The sequence below is a fragment of the endosymbiont of Acanthamoeba sp. UWC8 genome, assembly GCF_000730245.1.
In the GTDB taxonomy this organism is placed as follows: domain Bacteria; phylum Pseudomonadota; class Alphaproteobacteria; order Rickettsiales; family Midichloriaceae; genus Jidaibacter.
This window is the reverse complement of sequence record NZ_CP004403.1, coordinates 447,189-470,574: the sequence shown is the minus strand read 5'-3', so window position 1 is coordinate 470,574 and position 23,386 is coordinate 447,189. Positions and strand designations below refer to the sequence as shown.

At 34.6% G+C, this 23,386-nt stretch carries 27 protein-coding genes; 20 read left to right on the top strand and 7 right to left on the bottom strand.

Annotated elements, in window-relative coordinates; all coding sequences use genetic code 11:
* Nucleotides 1–192 precede the first annotated feature (192 nt).
* The 9 genes from I862_RS02275 (at nt 193) to I862_RS02235 (ending at nt 6,917) form a co-directional block, all read left to right on the top strand.
* Complete coding sequence (locus tag I862_RS02275; protein WP_038538507.1) at nt 193–1,608, top strand: DASS family sodium-coupled anion symporter; 1,416 nt, start codon at nt 193–195, stop codon at nt 1,606–1,608.
* 88 nt (nt 1,609–1,696) lie between these two features.
* On the top strand, nt 1,697–2,557 hold the full coding sequence (gene motA, locus I862_RS02270; RefSeq protein ID WP_038538504.1) for a flagellar motor stator protein MotA: 861 nt from the start codon (nt 1,697–1,699) through the stop codon (nt 2,555–2,557).
* A gap of 2 nt (nt 2,558–2,559) precedes the next feature.
* The gene (locus tag I862_RS02265) at nt 2,560–3,516 is read left to right on the top strand and encodes an OmpA family protein (RefSeq protein ID WP_052646326.1); all 957 of its coding nucleotides are present in this window, start codon (nt 2,560–2,562) and stop codon (nt 3,514–3,516) included.
* A 123-nt stretch (nt 3,517–3,639) separates the two neighbouring features.
* Complete coding sequence (locus I862_RS08750; RefSeq protein WP_038538502.1) at nt 3,640–4,191, top strand: NifU family protein; 552 nt, start codon at nt 3,640–3,642, stop codon at nt 4,189–4,191.
* A gap of 109 nt (nt 4,192–4,300) precedes the next feature.
* Nucleotides 4,301–5,176 (top strand): putative RNA methyltransferase, encoded by an 876-nt coding sequence (locus I862_RS02255; protein WP_052646325.1) that lies wholly within the window; start codon nt 4,301–4,303, stop codon nt 5,174–5,176.
* A gap of 132 nt (nt 5,177–5,308) precedes the next feature.
* Nucleotides 5,309–5,653 carry a preprotein translocase subunit YajC gene (gene yajC / locus I862_RS02250; RefSeq protein ID WP_038538498.1) on the top strand — a complete coding sequence of 115 codons (345 nt, stop codon included), beginning with the start codon at nt 5,309–5,311 and terminating at the stop codon, nt 5,651–5,653.
* 8 nt (nt 5,654–5,661) lie between these two features.
* Nucleotides 5,662–6,003, top strand: a complete 342-nt coding sequence (locus tag I862_RS02245; RefSeq protein WP_038538495.1) for a ferredoxin family 2Fe-2S iron-sulfur cluster binding protein — start codon at nt 5,662–5,664, stop codon at nt 6,001–6,003.
* A gap of 1 nt (nt 6,004) precedes the next feature.
* The gene (locus I862_RS02240; protein WP_038538492.1) at nt 6,005–6,370 is read left to right on the top strand and encodes an NADH-quinone oxidoreductase subunit A; all 366 of its coding nucleotides are present in this window, start codon (nt 6,005–6,007) and stop codon (nt 6,368–6,370) included.
* 16 nt (nt 6,371–6,386) lie between these two features.
* Nucleotides 6,387–6,917, top strand: coding sequence for a NuoB/complex I 20 kDa subunit family protein (locus I862_RS02235; RefSeq protein WP_038538489.1), 531 nt, complete (start codon nt 6,387–6,389; stop codon nt 6,915–6,917).
* A 709-nt stretch (nt 6,918–7,626) separates the two neighbouring features.
* On the opposite strand, the gene I862_RS02230 is transcribed toward I862_RS02235, so the two are convergent.
* The 5 genes from I862_RS02230 to I862_RS02210 all read right to left on the bottom strand — a co-directional run bounded on the left by I862_RS02230 (nt 7,627) and on the right by I862_RS02210 (nt 10,162).
* Nucleotides 7,627–7,842 (bottom strand): hypothetical protein, encoded by a 216-nt coding sequence (locus tag I862_RS02230; protein ID WP_038538486.1) that lies wholly within the window; start codon nt 7,840–7,842, stop codon nt 7,627–7,629.
* 404 nt (nt 7,843–8,246) lie between these two features.
* Nucleotides 8,247–8,669: a GNAT family N-acetyltransferase gene (locus I862_RS02225; protein WP_038538483.1), complete on the bottom strand. Its 423-nt coding sequence runs from the start codon at nt 8,667–8,669 to the stop codon at nt 8,247–8,249.
* Nucleotides 8,666–9,157, bottom strand: coding sequence for a GyrI-like domain-containing protein (locus tag I862_RS02220; RefSeq protein WP_038538481.1), 492 nt, complete (start codon nt 9,155–9,157; stop codon nt 8,666–8,668). Before I862_RS02220 ends, I862_RS02225 begins: the two co-directional genes overlap by 4 nt.
* Before the next feature lie 2 nt (nt 9,158–9,159).
* Nucleotides 9,160–9,534, bottom strand: coding sequence for a large conductance mechanosensitive channel protein MscL (gene mscL / locus I862_RS02215; protein ID WP_075260578.1), 375 nt, complete (start codon nt 9,532–9,534; stop codon nt 9,160–9,162).
* Between the two features lie 235 nt (nt 9,535–9,769).
* Nucleotides 9,770–10,162 (bottom strand): hypothetical protein, encoded by a 393-nt coding sequence (locus I862_RS02210; protein WP_038538478.1) that lies wholly within the window; start codon nt 10,160–10,162, stop codon nt 9,770–9,772.
* Nucleotides 10,163–10,424: 262 nt separating this feature from the next.
* Between I862_RS02210 and I862_RS02205 the strand changes: the two genes are divergently transcribed.
* From I862_RS02205 to I862_RS02165, 9 genes are all read left to right on the top strand, one after another.
* Complete coding sequence (locus tag I862_RS02205; protein WP_038538476.1) at nt 10,425–11,150, top strand: nucleotidyltransferase domain-containing protein; 726 nt, start codon at nt 10,425–10,427, stop codon at nt 11,148–11,150.
* A gap of 195 nt (nt 11,151–11,345) precedes the next feature.
* Entirely contained in the window at nt 11,346–12,338 is a 993-nt protein-coding gene (locus I862_RS02200; protein WP_038538473.1) for an ankyrin repeat domain-containing protein, read from the top strand.
* Nucleotides 12,339–12,353: 15 nt separating this feature from the next.
* Complete coding sequence (locus tag I862_RS02195; protein ID WP_038538470.1) at nt 12,354–12,725, top strand: ankyrin repeat domain-containing protein; 372 nt, start codon at nt 12,354–12,356, stop codon at nt 12,723–12,725.
* A 251-nt stretch (nt 12,726–12,976) separates the two neighbouring features.
* Entirely contained in the window at nt 12,977–13,957 is a 981-nt protein-coding gene (locus I862_RS02190) for a KpsF/GutQ family sugar-phosphate isomerase (RefSeq protein WP_095666396.1), read from the top strand.
* 3 nt (nt 13,958–13,960) lie between these two features.
* A complete protein-coding gene (lptC, locus tag I862_RS02185) occupies nt 13,961–14,536 on the top strand; it encodes an LPS export ABC transporter periplasmic protein LptC (protein ID WP_038538467.1) in 576 nt (191 codons plus the stop codon).
* A gap of 4 nt (nt 14,537–14,540) precedes the next feature.
* On the top strand, nt 14,541–15,290 hold the full coding sequence (gene rlmB / locus I862_RS02180) for a 23S rRNA (guanosine(2251)-2'-O)-methyltransferase RlmB (protein WP_084173764.1): 750 nt from the start codon (nt 14,541–14,543) through the stop codon (nt 15,288–15,290).
* Nucleotides 15,291–15,467: 177 nt separating this feature from the next.
* Complete coding sequence (locus I862_RS02175) at nt 15,468–17,372, top strand: sensor histidine kinase (protein ID WP_084173763.1); 1,905 nt, start codon at nt 15,468–15,470, stop codon at nt 17,370–17,372.
* Nucleotides 17,373–17,487: 115 nt separating this feature from the next.
* Entirely contained in the window at nt 17,488–18,888 is a 1,401-nt protein-coding gene (locus I862_RS02170) for a hypothetical protein (protein WP_038538456.1), read from the top strand.
* 4 nt (nt 18,889–18,892) lie between these two features.
* Nucleotides 18,893–19,108, top strand: coding sequence for a hypothetical protein (locus I862_RS02165; RefSeq protein ID WP_038538453.1), 216 nt, complete (start codon nt 18,893–18,895; stop codon nt 19,106–19,108).
* A gap of 122 nt (nt 19,109–19,230) precedes the next feature.
* Here the strand turns inward: I862_RS02165 and I862_RS02160 are convergent, their stop codons facing one another.
* Nucleotides 19,231–19,773 carry an NUDIX hydrolase gene (locus I862_RS02160; RefSeq protein ID WP_038538450.1) on the bottom strand — a complete coding sequence of 181 codons (543 nt, stop codon included), beginning with the start codon at nt 19,771–19,773 and terminating at the stop codon, nt 19,231–19,233.
* 134 nt (nt 19,774–19,907) lie between these two features.
* On the opposite strand from I862_RS02160, the gene I862_RS02155 reads away from it, so the two are divergent.
* Both I862_RS02155 and I862_RS02150 read left to right on the top strand, forming a co-directional pair.
* Nucleotides 19,908–20,723, top strand: coding sequence for an RnfABCDGE type electron transport complex subunit D (locus I862_RS02155; RefSeq protein WP_052646324.1), 816 nt, complete (start codon nt 19,908–19,910; stop codon nt 20,721–20,723).
* Nucleotides 20,720–22,096, top strand: coding sequence for a DUF2330 domain-containing protein (locus I862_RS02150; protein WP_038538448.1), 1,377 nt, complete (start codon nt 20,720–20,722; stop codon nt 22,094–22,096). The genes I862_RS02155 and I862_RS02150 overlap by 4 nt, the downstream gene beginning before the upstream one ends.
* Before the next feature lie 10 nt (nt 22,097–22,106).
* On the opposite strand, the gene I862_RS02145 is transcribed toward I862_RS02150, so the two are convergent.
* A complete protein-coding gene (locus I862_RS02145) occupies nt 22,107–23,381 on the bottom strand; it encodes a hypothetical protein (protein WP_038538445.1) in 1,275 nt (424 codons plus the stop codon).
* Nucleotides 23,382–23,386 lie beyond the last annotated feature (5 nt).

Here is a 23,386-nt window from a genome sequence, read left to right as displayed (position 1 = left end):
ACCGAAGATTTTTTTGGGGAATTAAGGCTCGGAAAGGGGGGTAATAAACAATGCAGAAGTATAAATGAGCTATTGTTCATATCATTAAATAAATAGGATTCAAGGTAATTATTTTCTTATTTTACCGCTAGATTTTTCGGTATTATTTGGTATATTTTGCATTAAATTTAAAAATTCATTTGGTTTTTATATATGAGCTCCGGCAACATAAACCTTAAACAAGTGCTGTTAGTATTCATTTTAGGAGCAGTGCTGTGGAATGTTCCTGCACCGATTGGGGTCGATCTTAAAGCTTGGCACCTGTTCGGGATTTTCATAACCACTATTATTGCCATAATTTTAAACCCTATGCCGATTGGAGCCATAGCGTTATTCAGTATTTTAGTATGTATAATTACTCATACTCTGACTCTCCATCAGGCGCTCTCCGCTTTCAGTATAGATATAGCTTGGCTTGTAGTGTTTGCTTTCTTTATATCAAGGGGATTCATTAAAACGGGTTTAGGTAAGCGGATAGCTTACTACTTTATTTCTAAAATCGGTAAAAGTACTTTAGGGCTATCATATGGTTTAGTATTAACCGATTTTATACTCTCTCCAATGATTCCAAGCGTAACGGCAAGAGGCGGGGGAATAATATTTCCGATCGCAAAAGCGTTGTCTGATGAATATGAAAAGAATAACCCTTCCAGGAAGGATAAAAACCACAGCGGAGGGTTTTTAATACAGGTTTGCTTTCAATCGAACGTAGTTACCAGTGCTATGTTCTTAACTGCAATGGCGGGAAACCCTTTGGTTCTTAAACTTGCGCCGCAGTTCGGCGTAGATATATCTTGGGAAACTTGGGCATTGGGCGCAATTGTTCCGGGGATAATAAGCTTGCTCCTCATTCCTTTAGTCATTTATCTTATTTATCCACCTAGTGTTAAAAGCACTGAAAATGCTCCCCGCCTTGCTAAGCAGGCTTTGAAAGAGATGGGTAAAATTACTAAGCATGAAGTTGTAATGCTTTTAACTTTCGTATTATTAATTACACTTTGGATTTTAGATTATAGGGTAGGGTTCAATGCAACTACCACTGCGTTACTTGGGTTTTGTATACTGATAATTTCCGGGGTATTAAGCTGGAATGATGCTTTAAGCGAAAAAGGAGCCTGGGATACTTTGACCTGGTTCGGTACGCTTGTAATGATGTCGGGTTTTTTAAAAGAATTCGGTATAATGGCATGGATCGGCGGGCAAATTGAGCACCTGGTTGCAGGCAAAGGCATGATGCTGACAATTGTGGTAATAGGATTGCTGTATTTTTATGTTCATTACTTCTTTGCAAGTATTACTGCAAAGATTACCGTGCTTTACAGTACATTTTTAATGTTACTGATCAGTGCAGGTGTACCGAAGTTGGTTTCCGCATTAGCTCTCGCTTATTTCTCCTCGCTTGCCGCAGGGTTAACTCACTATGGAATCAGCTCGGCTCCTGTCTTCTTCGGAGCAGGTTACTTTAATACTAAAACTTGGTGGAAGGTCGGTTTTCTGGTAAGTTTAGTTAATTTGGCGGTTTGGGCGACTATCGGCTCGGCATGGTGGTATGCTTTAGGCTGGTGGTAAAAATATAATTTTTCTAATTCAATCCTTTACCTAGCCGAAATATTATATAATACTAATTCTTAAGGGTGTATTTAATATTTCGGCAACGGTGTTCCAATTAGGCATAATTATAGTAATATTATCACTGGTTATCGGCTTCATAGGCGGAGGTGGTAATATTTTAGTTTTAATTCATCCCTTCGAAGCTTTAATTATTCTTGGTACGGCAGTCGGTTCTTTTATTATATCCAATTCAAAAACTTCGCTGACATTAGCATTCACTAATATTCATAAAGTTACAAAAAGAGAGCCTTATTCAAAAGAAGACTATGTTGAGTTGCTCTCGTTTTTATTCAATTTACTTAAATACTCTAAATCAAATTCCAAAATGGATTTAGAGAATCAAATCGAATACCCTGAAAAGAGTTTTCTATTTAAACGCTTTAAAAAAATTTTTGAAGATAAGCAGGTTACCACCTTTATCTCCGACTATATGCGCCTAATAGTACTAGGGTTTGAAAACCCTTATGAATTGCAACAAATGATGGAAGATGAATTATTTGAGAAAAAAATACAGGGTCAAAACCTTGCTTCCTGCTTTAATAGGTTAGGGGATAGCTTACCCGGGCTTGGAATAATTGCAGCAGTTCTTGGTGTAATTAATGCAATGGCATCAATTGCAGCTGATCCGAGCATACTCGGAAGGAAAATTGCAGCGGCTCTTATAGGGACATTCTTAGGTGTATTTTTATCATATGGAATAATATCCCCAATCGGTGCGTTTTTCGAAGGCTATACTAATGAAGAAGTAAAATTTCTGGAGTGCATAAAAGCAGCAATTGTTTCGCATGCTAAGGGACACCCTCCCACCATTTCCATTGAATGTGCACGCCAGATTATCCCAGATCATTTAAAACCAAGCTTTGTCGAACTTGAAAAAAGCTTGAAAAAGAACTTAATTGTGAGATAGGAATGCAAGAGAAAGATATAGATAAGGAAAAAGAAGAAACTAAAAAAGCTCCGATAATTATAAAGAAAGTGTTTGCCGCACATCATGGGCATCACGGTGGAGCTTGGAAGGTGGCTTATGCAGATTTCGTGACTGCAATGATGGCTTTCTTTTTACTTATGTGGCTTTTAAATGCCGTGCCGACTGAAAAGCTAAAAGGTATTGCCGAATACTTTGATCCGACGATCGGAATCTCAGGGCAGCTAGGTGAAGGTTTTAAAGGTGGGTTTAGTTCAGCTGCACAAAAAGAAGGATTAAAAGATGAAGATAAAACTCAAGGATTCAAATACGGCGTAAAAAGCGTCGGTGATATTGTAACCGTAAAAAAAATCGGAACCGAAGCGAGCTTAGAAGAACAAGAAAATCAAAGATATGAATTAGTTGAAGGTGAGTTAAATAAGTTAATTGAAAAAGATAAAAGCCTACAGGAGTATAAAAATTCATTACAGTTAGTTGTTACCCCTGAAGGTTTAGAGATTAGGATTTTCGGACAAGATAAGCACCCTATGTTTAAACCCGGCAGCGCTGAGCTTACCGCTTTTACGGAAGTAATATTATTTAAAATTGCCAAGCTCATTCAATTTACTCCTAACTTCCTCCAGCTTTCAGGTTTTACCGATAGAGCGGTAAATGATACTAACGGCATATATACTAATTGGGAGCTTTCTGCGGATAGGGCGAATGCAGCACGTAGATATTTAGTGCAAAGCGGAGTTCCTTCCGAGCAAATCGGAAGAGTAGTCGGAAAAGCGGATACGGATCCGGCGGATCCGAATAACCCTTATGCCGAGAAAAATAGAAGGATTACTATTACATTACTTAGAAATTCAATAATTCCTTATAATAAAATTTCTGCACCTAAGGATTTAATCGGAACCCCTTCAAGAAATGATTTTGATGGAAGTGTGCGTGCAAAATAAATATATTTTAAAGCCGGCAGCCTAAGGAGATTGGAAAATTCAATCCCAATTAATAAAAATAATTTTATTTTCATTTATATGATTAAAGAGTATCATTCCTCAAAAAATTAATGAGTGAAAGTTATGTTTATACAGACTCAAGAAACTCCTAACCCTCAAACTTTAAAATTTATTCCCGGCGTTCAAGTATTAAAAGAAGGTACTCTCACCTATCATTCAGGTGAAGACTGTTCTACTTCTCCGCTTGCCGCTGTCTTACTTGAAATTGAAGGTGTGAAGGGAATATTTTTAACTGATAATTTTATCTCTGTTACAAAAGACCCGAGTGCTGATTGGAGTGTTTTAAAGCCTATAGTACTTGCTTCCGTTATGGATCACTTTGTCGCACAAAAACCTGTGATAATGGAAAATGCATTTAAAGCAGAAGCCGGGGATGATGGGGAAGACAATGAAGCGGTAAAACAAATTAAAGAATTAATTGAGACCAGAGTAAGGCCGGCTGTAGCTAATGACGGCGGTGATATAATTTACAAAGGTTTTAAAGAAGGAGTGGTTTATGTTGAGTTGCATGGCGCTTGCTCAGGTTGCCCAAGTTCAACGCTTACCTTAAAAAGCGGTATTGAGAATATGCTCAAACATTATATACCTGAAGTTAAAGGGGTTGAATCGGTTTAAACGAAGGGAGGGCAATACTATATAAGCAACTTGTTCTCAGGAGCAGCTTACAAGCACTACTTTTAAGCTCGCTATTCTAAAAATTAATTAACTTACTTTAGGAGCTATAATGCCGCATACAAACCAGGAAATTACGGCTAATGAAGTTTTGGCGCTTATGTGTCCTATCTGCGGTGCGGAAAAGCTCATCGGGTATGATAAATATTTAGGGTGTGAGAAAGGTCATATTTATGATAAAGCACGCCAGGGCTATGTGAATTTATTACCTGTAAATCAGAAAAACTCTAAAAACCCGGGTGATAACCGGATGATGGTAAATAGCAGAGCAAAGTTTTTAAATAAAGGATATTACCAACCGATATCCGACGCTTTAAATATGTTCATTACTAATGAATACTTAAAACCGGTAAAAGAAAACTTTCATATAGCTGATATCGGCTGCGGAGAGGGGTACTATTTATCTAATTTAAAACAGCATTTAGATAGCCATTTAAAAGTAAAAGGAAATTACTACGGAATTGATATTTCAAAAGAGGCGATAAAATTAGCTGCCGGGCATAATAAAGGGGTTTCATGGTGTGTGGGGAGCGCAATTAAGCTACCCCTTCAAGAAAGGACAATAGATATAGCACTTTCCGTGTTTGCTCCGCTTTATTTTAATGAATATCATAGGGTGCTTGCCGACACGGGTAGGTTAATTACTATTACGCCTTCCTCTTCACATTTAATAGAAATGAGAAATATATTATTTTCCTCTATTGCCGAAAAAGCAGAAGATAAATTAATAAAAAAAGCAGAAGAATATTTCACACTTGAAAATTCTTTACCTCTCACATTTAAATGCCGGATCGGCGTGCAGGAAGATATAGAAAACCTGCTTGCCATGACTCCTTTTTATTTTAAATCGAGAGGGGAGAAAAAAAGCAGAGCTGCTTTCATTAAAAGAATTAACCGTGACGGTAGATGTAAAAATATCAGTATTTAAAAAGCGAAGCGAATAAGCCGGCTGAGAGCTATTTTAAAACTCAATGAATATATACTCCTGCCCAAATTACTTGCATTAACTTTGCGGTTAAATTAATATACCGAAAAATTTAAATTTAAAGTAGGATACATAATGAGTTTATTTTCAGAAGCTTTTGCAACGGATGCAACATCAGCAGCAACTCAGCAACCCTCAATGCTCACCAGTTTTGCTCCCCTTGTTTTAATCATGGTGGTGTTTTATTTTCTCCTTATCCGTCCGCAACAAAAGAAAATGAAAGAGCATCAAGGGATGCTGAGCAAAATTAGCAAAGGTGATAAAGTAGTGACTTCAGGCGGGATTTTCGGGCAAGTTGTTAAAGTTGACGAAAACAGTAACTATTTGGTTGTAGAAATAGCAGAAAACGTTAAAGTAAAAATTAAAAGAGAAAGCGTTTCTGAAGTTATAAATGAGCAAAACGCGCTAAAAGCTGCTTAAGGGATAAGATGCCTAAAATTAATTTTATTGTAAATGACGGAACTACAAAGGTGATAGATGCGCCCTTAGGGCTCTCGTTGCTTGAGGTTGCTCATCAAAATGATATTGATTTGGAAGGAGCATGTGACGGTTCGCTTGCGTGCTCAACCTGCCACGTTATTGTGGATAAAGAGTTTTACGATATGTTACCGGAGCCTTCTGAAGCAGAAGAAGATATGCTCGATTTAGCATTCGGGCTTACCCGTACTTCAAGGCTTGGATGTCAAATAATTGTGAGTGAAGATTTGGAAGGGTTAACGGTAACTTTACCGTCGGCAACAAGAAACATTATGGTTGATAAGAAGAGCTAGTATGCAACATATTCTAACAGATTATTTACCGATTTTACTTTTTTTAATACTAGCTGGAGGCTTGGCGTTTATAATGTCTATTCTGCCTTTTTTGCTTGCTACCCTAAGAGGCGATAGCGAAAAACTTTCTTCCTATGAGTGCGGGTTTGAAGCATTTGATGCTCCCAGAAGTAAATTTGACGTTAGGTTCTATTTAGTTTCAATTTTATTTATAATCTTTGACCTTGAGATTGCTTTTCTCTTTCCATGGGCGGTAGTTATAAGAGATATCGGGTTGCTCGGCTTTTGGTCAATGATAGTTTTTTTAGTGGTGCTGACCATCGGTTTCATATATGAATGGAAAAAAGGCGCATTAGATTGGGAATAAAAGGGAGTAGAAAAAAGTGACGTTAAGACCTATACCACCTGGAATTGAACAAGATGCTCTACTTAATCAGGTTACTGATGAAATGAGTGACCGCGGTTTTGTTATAGCTCAGCTTGATAAGTTAGTAAATTGGGCGAGAACCGGTTCGCTTTGGCCGATGACTTTCGGGCTTGCCTGCTGTGCGGTCGAGATGATGCACGTTGCAGCCAGCCGTTATGACCTTGATAGGTTAGGGCTTATATTCAGACCTTCGCCAAGGCAATCGGACGTGATGATTGTTGCAGGGACGCTGACCAATAAAATGGCGCCGGCGCTTAGAAAAGTTTATGATCAGATGCCTGAACCGAGGTATGTAATTTCTATGGGAAGCTGTGCAAATGGCGGAGGGTATTACCACTACTCTTATTCGGTTGTGAGGGGATGCGATAGGATTGTGCCCGTTGATGTTTATGTTCCCGGTTGCCCGCCTACAGCTGAAGCATTGTTATATGGAATCCTTCAATTACAAAGAAAAATTAAAAGAACCGGAAAAGTTTTTGTTCGCTAATAAAGCCTTCATATTATAAGCTAATGAGAAGCATGCGCCTAACCGCCATTTATGGAGCAGGTGCTTTATAAATGACTATATCATTTATGGGAAAACTTAGTTTTTTACAGTTCAACTATGCTCTCTATATGGATGATATTTAACTTAATTTACTACATGTTTGTATAAAGAATTATAGTCAATTAAGTTAAATACCTTACACATTTATTTTGATAGACTTTAATTACCTTAGCGGCTTCTTTTCTGAAATTACTTAAATAATAGTAGCGTTGCCCCCTTTAAAGGGTAGTGCTCATAAAAATTATTTAATAATTCTTATGTATCTGTACTTGGGGTCACGACAGAAAACGGAAAATGTTCTACGCTGAGGTTTTTACAGCTAATTTAAGTTCGAAGCTATAAATTTAAGTTCAAATGTTCCTGGTGGTGCAAAATAAGAGATAATATATACCAAATAAATACAAATTATTTTAAGTACATATGCAAATAAGTTTTAATTAATAAAAAAGTAACAAACCTGAAATAAAAAAGCAATAATAGTCACACTACCCGACAGATAGGAAAGAGAAAGTAAAAAAAGAGGTTAGAGATTAGGAGAAAAGATTGGAAATAATATAGAGAAATATAATAGAGGCTAAGCTTATAAAAAGCCATATAAAGTTATGCTCTTGCAGTAAGTATATCTACTATATAATAGAAAGCGTTGGAATTAGCTACTCCATTCTCCGGAACACTGCCCTTCTCCATATTCTCTTTCAAAACGTATAAAACTCTCTTCTTCTTTAGGTAATTCATCTCTTCCAAAATGTATAAAGCTCTCTTCTTCTTTAGGCAATTCATCTCTTCCAAAAACTATGAAGCTTGAGTCATCTGAGTTATGTGTTTGAATGTTAGCTGAAGCTAAATTAATAAAATGATCTTCCATTAATACCCCTGTATAATTTTTAAATTAACCAAATTAACGTTAGTTACAAAATTTATTTTTAAACTTATATTTCTATTAAAAGTAGATAAAATAAAAAAATTTTAAATTATCAAAATACTTTATATGTTTATAGAGCAATCAACATTATACTTTTGTATAAAACTAAAAAATATAGATTACTAAAAGTAATTATTTATTAAAAATAATATTAGCAGTAAATACTCATCAACAATGTTAAAATATATTAAGTATTAGAGTATAAATAAAAAATATATGTTAAATTAATAATTTAACAATTAAATTAGTGATACGGAATACTTGGTTATAAAGTGCACGGATTATAAATGCTATTGTATGATTTATAACTTAATTTACTATATTTCTTTTTTGTTCAGATTTAAAAGTTATAACTTCTTCTTTAAAAATATGCATTTAGAATTATAAGAATAGCCTGCACGCTCAAAATCACATTTATATCCAAGTTTTTCACAAAAACTCGAAGCCTCTTGAAAGCTTAAAGTAGTAACGGTTGCTAAATTACAGCCGACTTCACCTCCGTAGCTATGCACTCTTTCCATTAGCATTCTACCAAGGCCTTTATTTCTACACTCGGGATCAACCCAGAGTTGATCAGTATAAATTGCTCCGTAAATGACCGAACCGTTACAGCCTGCAATAATTTTTTCTCCGTTTTCTCTTATAAAAAAAGCAAACTGATAAGCTTCTTCACTTATTCCATGTTTATTTGCTTCCTCATTAATTTTTCTTGTAAGAAAGTCAATATCATTACCGGAGGGAGATAAAGTTTGTTCAACTATATATGTCATGATTTAATTCCTATATAAATATCAACTATAGTGTTATTCGGATCTTTGCTTCTTGTATCATAGATTTCAAAATCTGCGCGGTAACTACGTATGCCGCCTAAATCGCTTGCAGACATTTGCCAAATCTGTTGCCAGGCATTTATAACTACATTAGGCATAACTCCTGATTGCGTAGTAAATTTTACATATGTTTGAGAAGGGATGGTATGAGTATTTAATCCTTCAGGTAAATTATCATAAGAAGTTACCTCTTCACCGATAAAGTAAGAATACTCCCCGTCCATATCACTTTCATATTCCATATATAAACAAATTGTCGTACCGGGATTCTTCCGATCAGCTACTTTACCGGCAATTTGATTTATAAAATATCGCTCAATAGTTGCCCCTATTTTTGCAGTGCTCGGGTTAAATTCAGCTTTATTACTCGTCCTTACTTTAATGCCTATTAACTTTATTTCATCATGTGTAACATTTATTCTTTTCATGTTTAGTCCTTTTTGAGATTTCTGCTATCTTGTGGTGCTAATGAATAATGTAAACGGTTTACTTGCTTAATTACCAGAAAAATTACAGCTGAAGAAATTAAGAATTTGATGACATAATTAATAAATATTCCATAGGCTACCACCGGCGCCCCTGCATCTTTAGCAGATCTGAGGCTATCATAATGCTTTCCGTTAAGAGCTATAAAGTAATTGGAAAAATCAATCCCTGCCGTCAACCAGCCGACTATCGGCATAATTATATCTCCTACCAGAGAATTCAGCATATTGTTGAATGTAGCCCCTATCATAATCCCGGCTGCAAGCTCAAATACATTGCCACGAGAAATAAAAGCTTTAAATTCTTCTATAAATGCCATTATTTGCTCATATAATGGTTAAAGGTAAGTTAACTATATTTAATCTATGATTTAAATCAACCCGGAGATAAAATAATTAAGTACCTTTATAAAATTAAAATGTCTTCATGGCCATTCTCCGATCTTTGCAGTAATGTGCTATTAAAAGATACGATAAAGCAAAAAAACCAATGCACTTGGAATAAAAGTATAAAGGCAATTAAGATAAGAAAGCAAAAATGGAGAAAGTTATCTATTATAGTATAGATAATATGGGGAATAAGGGTGGCGGTATCTTTAATTTTAGACGAAAGGCTGCCGCCGAGATTATCTTGAAAAAAGTAATATCATATTTTTCGATCTTTGCTATCATTAGATTGGTTATATCTGATGTAAGCGGAATATTTTTTATTGCACAAAAGTCATAAACCACCCAAACTAAAACAATGAAAACCTGAAGTACACAATAAGTAAAAGCTATATAGATTACTTCATTATTTTGAGAACCTACTACCGCATTGATTAATAACTTCGTCAGGTAATTTCGTAAGTTAATATGTAAAGCTGTGCCTGCCATGGTAAGTAACATACCGGCTAAATAAATGCGATAGGGGTAAGCTGCTTTTAAAATAAAATTAAATAAGCGCATGAGTTTACCTACTTTCCGATTATCCTCCCCATGAAATTCCGCCGTCCACCGTTATGCATGAGCCGGTAACATAACGTGAAGCCAACTAATTTCATGTTGTTATTATCCATCAATATCCATAAAATAACCTTTACCTTGACAGAAAACAACATTTTATGCAGCTATAATAAAGCAGCTATACACGCTTATAAAAAAGCCGGGCTTAAGGCTGTGAAACAAGAGACTGACCTAAGCGTGATATGGATGATCAAGAAGAGGAATAATGCGTAAAAAACCGCTAAGTGTAATTAAAAAATTAATCGATGAGCGTTATAGTGCGGCAAAAGCAGTCTTTTGGGGAGGTTCCGTTTCACAGGGGCTAGGCACAAACGCTTCCGATTTGGATATTGTCATAGTTTATGAGCGAATATCTAATTCTTATCGGGAAGCTTTCATCTATGATGATTGGCTGATCGATGTTTTTATTCATGATCCTGAGACTTTGGGAGTATTATTTGAAAAGATAAAGGAAATAGGGATATGCGGTAGTATGGAAATGATTTTAAACGGAAGGGAAATAATGCCTGAGTCAAATTTCTCAAAACGCATTAAGGATTTTACCCGAGAAAAATTTGATCTCAAACCCTTAGTCTGGGAAAAGAAAGAAACTGATAAAGAGCGTTTTTTAATCACTGATTTACTTGATGATATTCTTTATCCCAATTCACGTGCAGAACAGATTGCTTCCACTGCCAAGCTTTATGAGCAGCTGGCACGCTTTTATTTTAGAGCGCAAAATAAATGGAGTGCAAGCGGAAAATCAATTTTGCGTTATTTAGAAAAAGATAATTCTAATATTGCTTATGAATATTCACATGCTTTTGAAAAAGCGTTCCAAGGTGTGGATGTTCAGGATTTGAAAAACTTAGTCACTAAACTGCTCGCTCCATATGGTGGATTACTTTGGGACGGTTTTAGGTTTGATGTACTGAAAGCCAAAATCATATAAAGAGAAATATTTATAAAATTTAACTTCCAATGTAATTTAGTTTTATCTATTTGTATGCTTTTTGCAAAGCTATATAGATAAAGAGGAAAGGATGGGTAGAAAAAAAGCCATAAATCAAATAATACTACTTATAAAAATAGAGAAGATAAAAAAGAAGAGCTTCCGTTTGTAAATAATGAAAATGTAAAATTTTTTATGTTGGCGGCACTTAACGGAGTAACGGAAGAAATAGTTTCCCTTAAAGGAAGCGAAGTTAGGGGATTGGAAGAGGTATTTTCTGCGAAAATAAGCGCAAAATTAAGAGAGAGAGGTAATAATATAAACGGATTAAAAAATCTGTTTTTAAACTTCCGATTAAGAAATGAAGACAAAAAAATGTTTATAAGAAATTTTTTAATTAATGAAAACAAAATCGGTAGCCCGTCCCCTAATAGAGGAGTAGTAATAAATCTGTTACTTAGTAAAGGATGTGAAGGGAATGCAGCTTTGATAACAAAGGAATCTCCTCTCGAAGTTATTAAGCAGTTAATACGACATGGAGTTAATGTTAACAGCATTACACCTTCGTATTACACTCCGTTGCATGCAGCGGTGGAATCATGTGATATTAATAAGATTACTTACTTATTAGAGGAAGGAGTAAAGTATAATTACTCGGAAAAAACTTACGGCACTGCCTTACATTTAGCCATCAGAAAAGAAATTTATAAAGAAGATAAGCCTTATATAGCGGAATATTTAATTAATGCTTTTAAAAAAAAGGAATTTGATTGGAACAGTAAAGATGGTGAAGATAATGCGGTATTAATTTTAGCTGCGAAAATGAGGGCTTCCAAGCTCACGGAGTCGCTATGCTTTCTGAAGGATAAAGGCTTGGATATCAACGAAAGGGATAAGGAAGGAAGAACCGCGCTTCATATAGCTTGCGCGCTTGGTGATATAAGAGCTGCGCATGCTTTGATTAAAGCCGGTGCTGATATTAATGCAACGGATAATTGTAAAAGAACTCCATTGCATTATGCGGTTTTAAGAAGCGAGCTTGTGGAAAATTTATTAATAGAAGCGGGTATTGCACCTAAAAGAGATGAGAATGCACTGAGTAATTATTTCCAAATGGCAAACGGGCAAAATTTTGAGCGTCCCGGTGGAGCTGTCTCCATTAAAAAAAAGTCGACTGATATTTTTTGAAAAAAAATTATTTTGATGAAGAGTATAACAAAAAAATTTTACGGTGATGAGCAAATAAAGTTTCAAATTAGTATATTAACCGGAAGCTCATTAATTAATGCATGTATGTTCGGGCATGAAAGGGTAGTAGATCTTTTACTTGATTACGGGGCAAATCGCAATGCTTGTGATATTAATGAGAATACGCCTGTTCAAATTATAATAAGAGATAAGGATAAAGGTGCGGAGATAGATAAGGTAGCAGCAAACTTAATTGAAAAAGTACTAATAAGAGATAAAGATAGAGAGTCGGGTGAAGAAGGTAGCTTTGCTCCCAATAGAGGTAAGATGCTTTGGGCGGAATATATCAGAAAGCAAAAATATACAGAATATAAAGCCAAAAAATGAAGCAACTAAGTTATTATAGTCATAAAAAAACAATACCTGAGTAAGATTATAGGTTGTTGTTAACGATTTGTTAACGATTGGTGTGTGTATAATGAAATACATGAAGCGGGGGAGTCTATCAAGTAGATAGGAGGCTTCGTTTTAAAGTCAGGTGTTTTTTGGGGGAGAAGCTCCTGACTTTATTCATTTATTTATCATACAATATTTTTATGTTATACTGCCAAAAATTTTACAGATAAAAAAAGGCAGCCGTGAATATCCAAGATATTAATCAATTTAAATTATCTGATGAAAATATAGCCCGTCAAGTGATTAAAGGCGAGATCCAAGGGCTTCAAGATCTATTATCGGAAATTAACCAAGACTTCACTAATATCATTGATGAAATATATGCTATTACCGGCAGAGTAATTGTAAGCGGTATGGGAAAAAGCGGACACATAGCGCGGAAAATTGCTGCAACTCTTGCTTCTACGGGCACGCCTGCAATCTATATTCATCCCGCCGAGGCAGGTCATGGCGATCTCGGTATGATAACTGTTAACGATATTGTAATTTTACTTTCTAATTCAGGAGAGACTCCGGAACTTGCTCCCATCATTGATTATTGTAAAAGATTTTCAATAAAAATTATCGGTATTAGTAGAAAGAAAAGCTCCACCCTTTCAAATGCCAGCTTTATCCCCGTAGTGCTGCCTGCAACGCCGGAAGCTTGTGATATAATGGCTCCTACTACTTCTGCAGTTATGATGATGGCATACGGTGATGCTATAGCAGTTGCATTATATAAAAGACGAGGTTTTACCAATTCCGATTATAGAGTGTTCCATCCAGGGGGAAATATCGGAGCCAAATTATTAAGGCTCAAAGATCTAATGCATAAGGATAAAGAAATCCCGTTAATTAATTATAATGAAACTGCTTTTGAAGCGATATTAACTATGACAAGCAGAAGGTTAGGATGCGTCGGCGTATTAAATGAAGCCGGTTTACTTATGGGGGTTATTACCGATGGGGATTTAAGGAGGCATATGGATTTAAATTTCAAGCAAACTAAAGTGACTAAGGTAATGACTGCTGATCCTATTACCCTGCATGAGGATAAGTTAGCCTCGGAAGCTTTAGGAATTATGAATTTAAAAAGTATTACCGTAATATTTATAGTAAATGATGAAAATAAACCTGTAGGGGTTATTCATATACATGATCTTTTAAGGGCTGGTGTTGTTTAGAATATGGAGAAAAAATACAGTTTAGCAGTTAAGGTTTTAAAAAGAATGCTGGTAGTTTTAGTGGCTATTCTATTGTTTAGCATCATGATATTACCCTCATTTTTAAAAAGTAAGGATAGAGTAAAATTAAATAGTATAAGTAATGAAGAATTAGACACTCTTTCTTCTAATGAAATGGTTAACCCGAATTTACATGGGCAAGATAAAAACGGTAGGCCTTATATACTTACGGCAAAAAGCGGTTATAAAACAAATGATAATACAATTAAATTATCCGACATAACAGGTAAGCTAAGAATTGAGGGTGAGCATAAATTCTACGCCTTATCTTCTAAAAATGGAGAATATAAGCAAAATTCGGATTTAATACATTTATGCGGTGATATAGTACTTACAAACCAGGACGGGTATACGGCGACTACTCAGGAAGCGGTAATCAACTATAAAAAAGGGAGTGCTTATACTATAACTCCTATTCATATTGAAGGTAAAGATTTACGTTTAGAGGCGGGCAATTTTGAGATGCCTTCAGCTAATGTTTTAATATTTAAAAATAATGTAAAAGTTTTAATAAAATAAAATTATGATGAAAACAAGAAAAAATAAATTAAATAAAGATTATTGGATTTACGGGAAACATACGGTTTTAGCTGCGTTATCCAATTCAAGAAGGAAGATTCATGAGTTGGTTATAACTCAAGAAGCATATAATGAAATAAAATCAGCAATCCCCAGCAAAATAGCCGCCAAGATAGTTGAAAGATACGAAATCGACAAAATATTAGTGGGTAATCAGGTACACCAAGGTGTTATCTTAAAAACAAATCCTCTTGAGCAACCTAATTTAAAAGATTTTTTAAATCTAAGTAAGAATGAAATTTCTACCATTGTTATTATAGATAAAATTAACGACCCGCAAAATTTAGGGGCGATTTTAAGATCAAGTGCAGCATTCGATGCGGATGCCGTAATTATTACAAAAGAAAACTCGGTAAGCGAAACAGCGGTTTCGGCTAAAGCTTCATGCGGAGCTATTGAAAATATACCGCTTATATCGGTAACTAATATATCTGATGCTATAAAATTGCTTAAAAAGCATGAATTTTGGATTATAGGCATGGATGCAGCTGGAGACAAAGGGTTTGCTAAGGTGAACTCCTTTAAGAAAACCGGAATAATTTTCGGTAGTGAAGGGGAAGGGTTAAGAAAGTTAACTAAAGAAAACTGTGATTTTTTAATATCAATACCGATATCAAATAAAGTAGAAAGCTTAAATCTTTCAAATGCTGTTGCTATAAGTTTATTTGAACTTAATAAAAAAGAATTATATTAAAATAAAAGGTTGATTAAGTCGCTTATATGAACTTATCTGTTTATAACTATTTAAAAAACAATTTATGCATATTATATTTCTCTAACCAATGCAGCTATTTATTTTCTATATATAAAGTTTTGAACATTTTTTATAACAGAATTTTATATATATTAGCGCTATCTTATTAAGGTAAAAATGTTGATGAAGGCCAAAAATTTATTTAACCTGAAAATCTTTAAAAAGAGCTTATTAAATTTAACTAAGAGATTCTCTCTTGCTAATCTTCACCTTCATTTTTCCGTTTGCGTTGTAATAATAACTGTCTGTGTTTCAATTATTTTCGCAGTGCTAAAATATAAAGAATTTCAAAAAGAAAAAAATTATTATTTATTGGAGCAAAGCTATAAATTAAATATAGCTCTTTATGAAAAAATTAGCTTTGCTGAAAATATGGTTAAATTTTTGGCTGAAAAAATTATCCAAAGTGGTGATTACTCATATTCAAATATAGCTTTTTTAGTAAAGCATCAAAGGGAAAATTTTAAGAAAGATACATTAGCATGGACATTAATTCATTATGTAAACCCTGAACATTACATGGTGGTTGATAGTATAATGGGGGTTAGACAGCAACCGATAAACTTAAGCTCAACGAAACGCTCATGGATTGAAGCGGCATTTGAAGACCCGTGGAAATTAAAATTTTCTAAGCCAGATTTCGGCTTAATTACTAGACAAAGGGTGCTTTCTACGGCACTGGGAATGCAGGCTAAAAATAAATTTATAGGATATTTATCTATCGCAATTTATCTTGCAAAAATTGCAAAATCATTGCAGTCAGTAGTTGATAAAAACGTCAGTTTCATTTTACTCGATACAGAAGGGAATTTTTTGCTTGCATCAGATCGTAGTATCAATGAACAAAGTATTAAAATACCTGAAGCATTAAAGTACGAAGTTTTTAGGTTAAAACATTCAAATTCTTATCTTCTATCAAAACCTATCAAAATAGGTAATCATATTTTTACCCTAAAAATGAATACGGAAAATTATCCTTTTATATTCTTAGTCGGCCAAGATACCGTAAATTATTATGAACAATTTAAGCAGGAAATAATTCCGCATATCATTAAAAATATAACACTGGGGGTTGTTTTTATAACTATCTTGTTATTTTTATCCTATATAGTTGTAAGGCCGATAATTGAGCTAAGTAATGCCGCCGATAACATCAGTAAAGGGGCAAATGTAGAAATTCCGGAATATGAAGCCTTGGAATTGAATAACCTTGCTTCTCAGCTCGCGAATATTCAGAATATTACTAAGGATTTAAGGCTTAAACAAGCTGAGCTTACTAAAGCAAATGAAAACCTTCGTAATGCAAACGAATTTATTCAAAGTAATATGTCATTTTTAAGCCATGAATTAAGGAACCCGATTTCAAGTATAATTGGTTTTGCTAAGCTTTTAAAAAAGAAATTAAGCGATGCAGAGGATAAAGAAAATAAAGAGTATACGGAATTTATTTATAATATTGCCGTGCATCAGGATAAACAAATAAATTTCTTCTTAAAGTTATTTGAATTTCAGGAGAGAGGGAAGAAACTTGAATATAAGGAAATTAATTTAACCGAGGTAATTCAAAGCAATATCAACATGGTTATGCACCATGCAAATAAGAAAGGAGTAAGAGTAATTTTAAATATAGCTCCCGATCTGCCTAATATGATAGGGGATGATATAATGATAGGACAAATGGTACAGAATTTTGCAACCAACGGAGCTAAGTATAACAAGCAGGGCGGAAGTTTGGAAGTTAAGGCCTTTACCAGAGTGCGTAATCGTAAGAAGGAGATTGTGATTCAATTTAAAGATACCGGAATAGGTATTGAAGAGAAGGATTTAAAAAAACTATTTAAAAAATTCGAGCGGATTCAGAATGATAGAAATGTTGGGGTTATGGGTTACGGTTTAGGATTAGCCTTTGCTAAAACTTGTGTTATTGCTCACGACGGAGAAATTAACGTGGTAAGTGAACCGGGCAAAGGAACTGTATTTAGTATATCTTTCCCCAGAGCGCGTATTGTAGAAAAATTATAATTTCATTATATATACTGATATTTTTAAAAGCTCCTTTATATTTTAACAATAAAAATATTGTTATTTGAAAAAATATTCTATACCTTGATTTATAAATTGAATTCGAAAGGTAAATATGAAGCAAAGTTCAAGCTTAATGCTCGTGTTATCTGAGTTAGGATTTAACGGTTGGGATAAATATAATGTAGATTATTCTTACAAAGACGGAAACCCGCCTAAAGTTGTTGAAACCTATTCGGCACAGGTTCAGCAAGAAGCATTTATAAAGAATATGTATATTTCAGGCCTTTTTTCAAAGGAAAATATTTGGGAAAGTATAAATATTATGGGGGGATTTAAAGATCCTGTTTCTACATTTAATTCAATTTGTACCCATCTTAACGGTGCAGGTGCATTTCAGCCTAGTTTTGAAAAATTTAAAGCTGCTGAGATATTAAAAAATTTATTTTCCGAATCTATATTCGATAATCAAGATATTCAGGACTTTATTTTATATTGGACTCAAACTGCATTTAACAGAAAAGTTAACCAAGAGCGTACTTCACTGGCTACCATGGATTGGATGCAAAATAATGATTTAAAGAAAGATTATTTTGAAAATGCTAAAATAATGGGTTTAGTTGTAGCTAAGGTGCCATTAGTCGAAAGCTACGATGAAACTTGGGTTTTGGGGTCAGCTGCACTTCCATTAATATGGAATATGGATAATCTTAAGAATATAAAAGAATTAAAAGGAGTTAATCTAGGCTTTGAAAGGTTTTTAACCGGTAAAAGAGAGTTAAGTAATATGGGTGCTCTGGAAAGCCCCGGCTTTATTAAGAAAGTAGCTGATTTTATTGGAGTTAAATATATCGGTGAGCCTAATTCTTTTATAGAAAGGTCGGATGGTAGGCAGTATTTAAACTATGCTGAAGGTGAAACAAAGAAAGTTTATGAAAGTGATTTAGTAAAGTATATTTATCAAGATTGCTTTAATAAACCTTTAGATGAGCAAAATTTAATTGATGTGGTAGCTAGAGAAGGTACTGCCAGGCCGGACACCGGAGATACTATAAAAGCAGCTTTAAATAAGTTGATCCAAGAAGTGGAAGAAAAAGAAGAATTTAAAAAAGGAAAGGAAATAACTATATTAATTACTTCTATACAACCTCATATTGAAAGACAAAGAATCGGTGCTCAAAGGATTATTGATAATGAATTAAAAAATAAAGATTTTGCACATATTAAAATTTCTACACATTCCTTGGCGCCCGAATTAAATGAACAAGTAGCCCTTACTAATATTTCAATTCTTCATTCTGATATGGCAACGCTAATTTCCGAACAATACCTAAAAATTACGGAAGGAAAAGAAGCTAAAAGAGATACCGGCCATTTAATGTTTCAATCCAGGCAACAATACTTAAAAGAAAATTTGCCGCCGATGCCTGAGCCTGTTTTATTAGGAGAGATGGTTAGGGAGGAATTTCCTTTAGAACTAGCTCTTAAAGAAGTCGGTAGTCATTTAAGTTTATAAAAATATGAGATCAAGCTGTAAAATTTTTTTAGAAAGAGGTAAGGTCGGAGGCAAGTATGTTTGGTGCTATATTAAAGTACCGAAGATTAAAGTGCCGTTATATCTGAAACCTCGAAAAGGTGAAAAAATTAATCCGCAGAAGTATGGGGAAATTATTCTATCAGGGTGGGGTAAAAACCCGCCCCCTGAGATTGAAGAATCAGTAAAAAGTAAATACTAAGTTTTAATGAAATATCAGATATTGAGATGGCAAATAGTGCTTTCGGGCAAGGTTCTTTTACAGCTAAATTATTAAAAGAACGCCGGCAAATAACTAAAGAAAGTGTTTTAAGATTTTAAATTTTATTGAAATTCTCTCCACTTATTAAACATCCTTACAATTGACCAGGAATCTGTAGGGAGGTCGGATTTATTTTTACTCACCCATCTAAGTTCCTTAGATTCATGATTTATTTTTACTTCTTCATTGCTTTTAACTTGAAGTAAAAACCTAATATCATAATGATTGTGACTGGTTTCAGTATGAAATGCCGGAATATAATGAACATCGATATCAAAGATTGCATGCGAAACAAGTTCAATACCATTAATTCCGGATTCCTCTTTAGCTTCCCTCAATGCAACTGAGATTATATCCGGGTCATTATCACAATGTCCGCCAAGCTGCATCCATGAATTTAGCTTCGCATGGTGCATAAGTAATGCTTTATCACCGCTCTTATCTAAAAGCCATGCTGAGGCGGTAAGATGACCTGCCTTGTTAGATCGGTCAAAACAATCACTGTTTTGTTTAATAAATGAAATAATTCGGTTTTTATATTCAACTTCTTCTATATGTTGCGAGGTGTAGTCATTAAGTAATTCTAATATCTTTTTTCTATGCACAGTTAGTTATCTTAAAAAGTTTTTAAGTAATTTAATAAAAATTATTTAACAAGCCAAGCTCTGAGATATTGAAGCCTTTACTTTAAGCTTGCAAAAATGTTAATATCTTAATTAAGATACGGAAATTAATAAAAATGCAAAATACAGAGAATATAAAGAGAACTGATGTCAGGTCATATCAAATGGCTGCACAAGTGCTTTTCCTAACGCTCGGCATATATTTTTTAGATTTTGATATTAATTGTTTTAATGTTTTTATCGTGGCTTTAAGCACCTCACTTACTCAATATATTTGTTGTCTTTTATTTAAGCAAAGATTTGAAGCAAAAAATGCGGTAATTACCGGGTTATCATTAAGCTTGGTGTTAAGAAGTAATGATCTTATAATTTTTATACTGGCGGGAGTAGTTGCTATTGCCTCAAAGTTTATTGTCAGGTTTAATAATCGTCATATATTTAACCCGGCAATCTTCGGGTTAATCAGTGTATTATTATTTTCAAATTCCGCCTGGATATCGCCTGGGCAGTGGGGGACTTTATCTTGGGTGCTGGCACTCTTAATTATAATCGGGTTGTTTGTCGCAGTGAAATCAAATAGGCTTGATGTTGCTTTGGCTTTTATTTCTACGTATATAGTATTAACCGGTGCGCGCGGATTTTGGCTTAATGAGCCTTTAAACCTTATTTTTTATCAGTTTGAAAACGGCGCGGCATTTTTGTTTACGTTTTTTACTATTTCCGATCCGAAAACTACGCCTCAAACTTCCTCTAGGCGAATAGTATTCGGTATTATTGCCGGAGTTTGGGCAATAATACTAAGATATTATTTTTATAATCCGTATTATATTGTGTACTCTTTAGCCTTAACATCAGGCATGGTATTACTGGTAAGAATTATTCTTTCTTTTGAGTACCCGAAAATTTTTAATAAAATGAGCAAAGCACTATGAAAAAAATTATTTCTAAACTGTTAATTACTTCAGCCTTTCTTTCAGTTTTTACCGCAAATAATGCAAATGCATTTTGCGGATTTTATGTTGCTAAAGCTGATACGAAAATTTTTAATAAGGCATCTAAGGTAGTAATTACCCGCAACGAAGATAAAAATGTGATAACCATGGCAAGTGATTATACAGGCGATGTTAAAGAGTTCGCGATGATTGTTCCAGTGCCGGTTAGTATAACTAAAGAGCAAGTGCATGTAACTGAAAATAAAATAGTAGATCACTTGGATGCTTTTACTTCTCCCAGGCTTGTAGAGTATTTTGATTCTGATCCTTGTAGGAAAGAGGAAAGATTTATAGCATTTTCTGCTGTAGGCAAAATGGCTCAAGGAGGCGGTAATTCCGCATCGTCACTTGGGATCACGATTGAAGAAGAATATACGGTTGGTGAATATGATATAGTAATTTTATCAGCAAAAGAGAGCGGTGGGCTCATTCAGTGGCTAAATCAAAACGGTTACAAAGTTCCGCATGAGGCTAAAGATGTCGTGATGAGTTATATAAAGCAGGGAATAAAATTTTTCGTTGCTAAAGTAAACCTTGCTGAGTATGAAAAGCTTGGACATAAATATTTAAGGCCTATTCAGGTCGCTTTCGAATCAAAGAAATTTATGCTGCCGATTAGGCTCGGTACCGTTAATGCGGACGGCGCGCAGGAATTATTTATTTTTACCTTAACTAAGGACGGCAGAGTTGAGCCGACCAATTATAGAACCTCACGCATACCTACCGATATAAATGTTCCTCTCTTTGTCAGAAAGGAATTCAATAATTTTTATAAAGCTATGTTTGATGAGCATGTTAGAAAGGAGAATATGCAAACAATAATGCTTGAATATGCTTGGGATATGGGATGGTGCGATCCGTGTGCTTCAGAGCCGATGTCACCTGAAGAATTAAGAGAGCTCGGAGTATTCTGGGTGGAAAGCCTACTTAATACCGGCACAAGCGATTCTTTTGCATCAGGAGGTGTAGGAAAAAGATTTATCCAGCCGGTTAATGACGTGTTTGTAACCAGAATGCATGTCAGGTACGACCTTGAGCATTTCCCGGATGATATAGTATTTAACGAAACAAAAGACAAAGCTAATTTTCAGGGCAGATTTATTATGAATCATCCTTGGAACGGGGAAAGCAGCTGTGAAGAAGCTAAGAAGTATAAAGACGGTTTAGGTGTGAGATTTGAGGAAGAAGCACAAAACCTTGCGAAACTTACCGGGTGGAAAATAGAAGATATTAGAGAGAAAATGAAAAAAGACGGCCAAACTACTTTCAAAAAACCTATTAAATGGTATGAAAGAATCTGGCCGAAAAATTAATTTTTCCGGCTTAGCTTCGGTAAATCCCTTCCGCAGGCTTAGATAATCTTCTGCCAATTATAGGAGACAGATCAGGCATATCCTCTATATCGTCAAAAGAACTGCTCTCGGAGCATGAGTCAATTGAAAAGCTTTGGTTTAGGATATCATTACTATTTGATGTTTTAGTTAAGGCAAATTGAGTTATATTAAACAACCTTTCGGTTAAAGTATTGCAAATTATCTTACCGGGATCTGCAATTATCGTAAAAAAACCGTCCGCATATTTTGAGTCAAACTCACTGAATATATTCATAAGAACCGGAGATAACTCAGGAAATTTTGTGGGACTAGCTACAATCTTATATTGGTATTTTGTATCATCTGAAAAATTGATTTTTACTTCAGAATCCAATTTTAATAGCCGATTTAATATTTCAAGTTCTTGTTCAAAATTAGTATCTTCAAAAACAAAAAGATTTTTTTGCACCGATCGGCTTACCTCTGAAATAGCGGGAGGTAAGAAAAAAGAGGGAAGAGGAGCATTTAAAGGGCTTATCTCGGTATCTGAGCCGGTTAATGCTTTTACGCGTGATGTATTAGCAGTTCTGATTTTAAATGGAGAAATAGCATACTGATTTACTTTAGGGGTGCAATTTTTTGGTGTCCTAGCACCTGCATTCAGGTAGGTATTATAGTTTTCTTGTATTTTTTTAACTAAGCTGTAATTATCTTTAAAACAATGCTTTTTAAAATTATCTTTCAAAAAAAAAGGAGGCTCCCAATTCTTAAATTCTAAATCATGTTGTCCTCTATTAAGTATAAAATCTCTATCTAATACCTTGTTTACACTTTCAAGTACTAGCCTGCAATTATGGCAGCATAGCTTTGTTATGCCGATATATATATCTGGCAAATTAGTTAAAGAAGTAGTGGCCAGCAGAAAACTAAGTATTCGCATTTCCGCGTGCACGGCTTTATCTTCAATATGAAGCAGCATATATCCGAAAGCATCGCTAACTGCTAAGTTTTTATATTTTATTAAATTTAATTTGCTCTTACCCTTTCTAGGAGTCGGTAAATCTATTTCATTATTAATAAAAGCAAGGTTTACCGGATGTGTCCTTCCAAACTTAACTAATGTCTCTTCAATCTTAATTAAGTTTATCGCAATTTCTGTGAAAACCATAAAAAGTTGAAGAGCTTGGGCTGTATCCTCCGGGCTTAAACCCGATTCTATAACTGTAGTACAATTAATTTTTCCAAGCGGATAATTAAGATAATTTTCTTCGGTAATAACTTCCATAGCTA

Coding starts and splice junctions, on each gene's coding strand:
- I862_RS02275 (WP_038538507.1), top strand. CDS start 193: ATGAGCTCCGGCAACATAAACCTTAAACAAGTGCTGTTAGTATTCATT.
- I862_RS02265 (WP_052646326.1), top strand. CDS start 2,560: ATGCAAGAGAAAGATATAGATAAGGAAAAAGAAGAAACTAAAAAAGCT.
- I862_RS08750 (WP_038538502.1), top strand. CDS start 3,640: ATGTTTATACAGACTCAAGAAACTCCTAACCCTCAAACTTTAAAATTT.
- I862_RS02255 (WP_052646325.1), top strand. CDS start 4,301: ATGCCGCATACAAACCAGGAAATTACGGCTAATGAAGTTTTGGCGCTT.
- yajC (WP_038538498.1), top strand. CDS start 5,309: ATGAGTTTATTTTCAGAAGCTTTTGCAACGGATGCAACATCAGCAGCA.
- I862_RS02245 (WP_038538495.1), top strand. CDS start 5,662: ATGCCTAAAATTAATTTTATTGTAAATGACGGAACTACAAAGGTGATA.
- I862_RS02240 (WP_038538492.1), top strand. CDS start 6,005: ATGCAACATATTCTAACAGATTATTTACCGATTTTACTTTTTTTAATA.
- I862_RS02230 (WP_038538486.1), bottom strand. CDS start 7,842: ATGGAAGATCATTTTATTAATTTAGCTTCAGCTAACATTCAAACACAT.
- I862_RS02225 (WP_038538483.1), bottom strand. CDS start 8,669: ATGACATATATAGTTGAACAAACTTTATCTCCCTCCGGTAATGATATT.
- I862_RS02220 (WP_038538481.1), bottom strand. CDS start 9,157: ATGAAAAGAATAAATGTTACACATGATGAAATAAAGTTAATAGGCATT.
- mscL (WP_075260578.1), bottom strand. CDS start 9,534: ATGGCATTTATAGAAGAATTTAAAGCTTTTATTTCTCGTGGCAATGTA.
- I862_RS02210 (WP_038538478.1), bottom strand. CDS start 10,162: ATGCGCTTATTTAATTTTATTTTAAAAGCAGCTTACCCCTATCGCATT.
- I862_RS02205 (WP_038538476.1), top strand. CDS start 10,425: ATGCGTAAAAAACCGCTAAGTGTAATTAAAAAATTAATCGATGAGCGT.
- I862_RS02200 (WP_038538473.1), top strand. CDS start 11,346: ATGTTGGCGGCACTTAACGGAGTAACGGAAGAAATAGTTTCCCTTAAA.
- I862_RS02195 (WP_038538470.1), top strand. CDS start 12,354: ATGAAGAGTATAACAAAAAAATTTTACGGTGATGAGCAAATAAAGTTT.
- lptC (WP_038538467.1), top strand. CDS start 13,961: ATGGAGAAAAAATACAGTTTAGCAGTTAAGGTTTTAAAAAGAATGCTG.
- rlmB (WP_084173764.1), top strand. CDS start 14,541: ATGATGAAAACAAGAAAAAATAAATTAAATAAAGATTATTGGATTTAC.
- I862_RS02175 (WP_084173763.1), top strand. CDS start 15,468: ATGTTGATGAAGGCCAAAAATTTATTTAACCTGAAAATCTTTAAAAAG.
- I862_RS02170 (WP_038538456.1), top strand. CDS start 17,488: ATGAAGCAAAGTTCAAGCTTAATGCTCGTGTTATCTGAGTTAGGATTT.
- I862_RS02165 (WP_038538453.1), top strand. CDS start 18,893: ATGAGATCAAGCTGTAAAATTTTTTTAGAAAGAGGTAAGGTCGGAGGC.
- I862_RS02155 (WP_052646324.1), top strand. CDS start 19,908: ATGCAAAATACAGAGAATATAAAGAGAACTGATGTCAGGTCATATCAA.
- I862_RS02150 (WP_038538448.1), top strand. CDS start 20,720: ATGAAAAAAATTATTTCTAAACTGTTAATTACTTCAGCCTTTCTTTCA.
- I862_RS02145 (WP_038538445.1), bottom strand. CDS start 23,381: ATGGAAGTTATTACCGAAGAAAATTATCTTAATTATCCGCTTGGAAAA.